Consider the following 3,520-nt stretch of genomic DNA (forward strand, 5'->3'; position numbering starts at 1 on the left):
AACAACCCCGTCACAGCCTCTGCGCATAGCTTCGAAGCACGATGATCACCAGGAAGAGCAGCAGGAACCCGAGGTCAAGCGCAACGCTACCCACTCGCAACGGCGGAAGAAATCGCCGGATGAATCGTAACGGAGGGTCAGTTGCCGTGTACACAATCTCGAAGACCAGTACCAGGGGGCCGGTCGGGCGGAACGATCGGCTGAGGGCAAGAACCAGATCGATGATCCATCGCGCTATCAGGAGCAACAGATAGACCGTCAGCACCCAAAAGATCAAGCTACCTACTGTGCTGATGGCGCTCTCTCCTGAGGAACGGGGGGAACGTGATCACATTCCCTGGCTATGACTGGTTGTAGAACCCACCCTCGCGGATGCGTCGCTTGTCCGTCTCGGTGACCTCGACATTGTGCGGCGAGAGCAGGAAGACCTTGTTGGTCACCTTCTCGAGGTCGCCCCGCAGGCCGAAGATCAGACCCGCGGCGAAGTCGACCAGCCGCTTGGCGTCGGCATCGTCCATGTCAGTGAGGTTCATGATAACGGGTGTCCCGTCCCTGAACTCCTCGCCGATCTGGCGCGCCTCATTGTAGCTGCGTGGCTGAAGCGTGGTGATCCGGTAGGGGTGCGGCTCCTCCGCCGCGGCCACCCTGCGCATCGGCACGGGACCGGCGGGACGCAACGGTTCGACCGGTGGACGTCGCGGCATGGCGACCGGCTCCTCACGTGCGTCTATCCGACGGACCGTACGGTCCATCGGAACCGGTTCGTGCATAGCACGCCGATCGTCACGACCGACCGCACGACCGTCGTCATAGTCGTCGTCGAGATAGTCCTCATCCTCCTCGGCCAGACCGAGGTAGACCATCGCCCTGCGCCCGAGCCCCATGGGCGCGACTCTAAGGGACACCAGGCCGTTCACCGAACAAAGCGGTGCCGATCCGAAGGTGTGTCGCGCCTTCGACCACCGCGTCCTCAAGATCTCCCGACATGCCGGCACTGATGACGGTGGCCTGGGGATGCCCCACCTTCAGGCGTTCCGCCACCTCACGCAGTCGCGCGAATGCAGGTCGTGGCTTCCCTCCCCGGGGGGCGACAGCCATCACGCCTCGCAGAGCCAGTCCCGGCGCCTCCTCGACAAGATCGGCCAGGGCGGAAAGGCCGGCCGGATCGACCCCTCCGCGCCTCGAGCCGGCGATCGACGCACCAATCTTCCCATCGGAAGCACCAGGGAAGTCCAACGAGACCTGGAGACAGACCGACAGCGGGCGGCCGCGTTCCATCGCCAGCCGGGAGAGCACCGGCACCAGGCTCACCCGATCCACCGACTGCACCCAATCCGCCCAACGAAGAACGGATCTGGCCTTGTTGCGCTGCAGTTGTCCCACGAAATGCCAGATCGGATCGTCGGAACCGGAGGACGGGCCGTCACCGGTCCCCTTGGTCAGGACGTTCCGTTCCCCGCCGATCAGCCGGGTGACGAAACCCACCTTCGGCCCGGCCTCCTGCTCCCGGTTCTCGGCGAAGTGCCGCACCCCGAGCGTGTGCATCATCACAACATCCTGGGGTGGGTAGGTTTTACTGACCGCAATGAGGGTGAGGTGGTCCGGATCACGGCCCGCGGCCCGGGCCGCCCCCGCGATCCGAGCCCGAACCTCGGCCAGCCGCTGCGTCAACCGGTCCAGGCGCGCCGGATCGAGCTCGATCGGGCCGGGCCGGTGGATCATGGCGTCGGCCCGAGCCAGGCCAGACCGGCGAAGCGTCCCGTCCGACCCTCCCGGCGGTAGGAGTAGAGCTCCGGATCCTCGGCGGTACATCGAGCAGAAATTGTTATATCAGTCACACCGGCGACGGCGAGTTGACAACGGATACCGGCACGCAGATCGATCGCCGCGGTACCGACGCGGGTGGTGGCCGCACTCCCCGGCACCTGGGTCTCCACCTCGCAACGAAGATCCTCCGACACCTCGTAACAGCCGGCACAGATACATGGACCGATGGTGACACGGAGCTCGTCCGGGGCGGCGCCGAGCCGCTCGAGGGCCCCAAGAGTGACATGTATCACGCCATTGGCCATCCCAACCCGGCCGGCGTGCGCCACTCCCACCACCGCGGGGGCCTCGAACAGCACCGGTGCGCAGTCGGCGACCATCACGGCGAGCGCGAGGCCGGGGACATCGGTCACCAGCGCGTCCGCCTGCGGAGGCGGCCCGTGCCGGCGCAACACGGCGACCTGCCTCCCATGCACCTGCCGCATGTACTGGACCGGCATCCGCAGCCGGTCGACGAGCCGGCGTCGGTTGACGGCGACGGCCTCGTCGGCATCCCCGACGTGGTCGCCCAGATTGAGTCCCTCGAACGGCGGGTCGCTGACCCCACCCGAGCGCGAGGTGACGAGAACCGGCATGCCGGAAGTCTGCCTGGCACCGGCTACTTGAGGAAGTCCGGCACGTCCAGCTCGTCGTCGTCGGCCACCGGCCGCACCGGCCGGCGAGGCGGGTAGGTCGGCCGGGGAGCAGTGCGCGGGGGCTCCGGGCGGTGCTGACCATGGGTCTGATCAACCGGCGGCTCCACCGGTTCACGGTTCGGCGGGGCGAGGCGGGACTCGATCGTCGGGATCACGGTCGATTCGGCCGTGGCGGCCGCGGCGGGTTCGTTCGAGGCCGGCGCCCCCGGCCGCGGTTCCGGGTGGTAATGACCGACGTTCGACGGCGCGATCGGCGGCGGGGGTGCCTGCAGGTAGCTCGGCGCGGGCGGCGGGACCGGCGCGACGGGCGGGGGGGGCGCGGCGGGCGGCGTCCGAGACGGGACGGTGGAGATCGTCGGCAGCGGCGGCAGGATCGTTGTCGCGGGCGAGGTGGCCGGGGCGGCCACGGTCGGCGGCCCGGCAGCCGACCCGCCGGCCGGCCCCGGCGGGCGCCACTGCCCCGCGGCGTTGAGGGTGCGGGTCCGCCGGTCCTGGACGGTGTCGAAGCCGGCGGCGATGACCGTCACCCGCACCTCGTCCCCGAGTGCGTCGTCGATGACCGCACCGAAGATGATGTTCGCTTCCGGGTGGGCCGCGTCGGCGACCAGTTCGGCGGCCGCGTTGATCTCGAACAGGCCGAGGTCCGACCCACCCGAGATGTTGAGCAGCACCCCCTGGGCCCCGTCCATGCTCGCCTCGAGCAGGGGGGACGCGATGGCCTGTTCGGCGGCGACGGTGGCCCGGTCGTCGCCGCGGGCCCGTCCGATGCCCATCAGGGCGCTGCCGGCATGGGACATGACCGTCTTGACGTCGGCGAAGTCCAGGTTGATCAGGCCGGGCGTGGTGATCAGGTCGGTGATGCCCTGGACACCGGAGAGCAGCACCTGGTCGGCGCTGCGGAAGGCGTCGAGAACGCTGATGTCCCGGTCCGTCATCGCCAGCAGACGGTCGTTCGGGATGACAATGAGGGTATCGACCTCATTACGAAGAGTGTCAATACCGGTGTCAGCCTGGGTGGCCCGGCGCCGACCCTCGAAGGTGAACGGCCGGGTGACCAC

5 protein-coding genes are annotated in these 3,520 nt (G+C 68.4%); all 5 read right to left on the bottom strand.

Annotation, left to right across the window (positions count from 1 at the left end; all coding sequences use genetic code 11):
• Positions 1-10: 10 nt before the first annotated feature.
• Positions 11-265: a YggT family protein gene (locus tag ACY45C_RS18635; protein ID WP_462188856.1), complete on the bottom strand. Its 255-nt coding sequence runs from the start codon at positions 263-265 to the stop codon at positions 11-13.
• A 76-nt stretch (positions 266-341) separates the two neighbouring features.
• Positions 342-884, bottom strand: coding sequence for a cell division protein SepF (locus ACY45C_RS18640; protein WP_462188861.1), 543 nt, complete (start codon positions 882-884; stop codon positions 342-344).
• 10 nt (positions 885-894) lie between these two features.
• A complete protein-coding gene (locus ACY45C_RS18645) occupies positions 895-1,722 on the bottom strand; it encodes a YggS family pyridoxal phosphate enzyme (RefSeq protein ID WP_462188857.1) in 828 nt (275 codons plus the stop codon).
• Complete coding sequence (gene pgeF / locus ACY45C_RS18650; RefSeq protein ID WP_462188858.1) at positions 1,719-2,402, bottom strand: peptidoglycan editing factor PgeF; 684 nt, start codon at positions 2,400-2,402, stop codon at positions 1,719-1,721. The genes ACY45C_RS18645 and pgeF overlap by 4 nt, the downstream gene beginning before the upstream one ends.
• A gap of 23 nt (positions 2,403-2,425) precedes the next feature.
• A partial coding sequence (locus ACY45C_RS18655; RefSeq protein ID WP_462188859.1) for a cell division protein FtsZ occupies positions 2,426-3,520 on the bottom strand: 1,095 nt, incomplete at its 5' end.

The organism is Frankia sp. CcWB2, assembly GCF_977927585.1.